Here is a 253-nt window from a genome sequence, read left to right as displayed (position 1 = left end):
CGCGGAGATCCGCCGTCCCCGGTCGGTGACCGCGCCTCGCGTGTCGATCGCGCCGAGTGCGGTCAGCACCGTCCGTCCGGCGGCCAGCGGACCGGGCGGCGGGGCGTCCCACCAGCGCAGACCGCTGCCGTCGGGGGTGCCCCAGACGGCGAGGTCCAGCGCGAGCGCGGTGAGGTCGGCGGTGCGGATCTCGGGGTCCGGGGCGTCGGCGAGGACCTCGCCCTCGGGCCAGCAGCGGTAGGCGACGCCGGGC

Annotated in this window: 1 pseudogene; it reads right to left on the bottom strand. The window is 79.1% G+C overall.

Features of this window, described 5'->3' with window-relative positions:
* A pseudogene (locus GTW08_RS06240) lies at nt 1–253 on the bottom strand (ATP-dependent helicase HrpB); the annotation flags it as partial.

It is taken from the genome of Pseudonocardia sp. SID8383 (genome assembly GCF_009864975.1).
Lineage (GTDB): Bacteria > Actinomycetota > Actinomycetes > Mycobacteriales > Pseudonocardiaceae > Pseudonocardia > Pseudonocardia alni.
The sequence above is the reverse complement of the archived record's forward strand: the minus strand, read 5'-3'. Positions and strand labels throughout refer to the sequence as shown.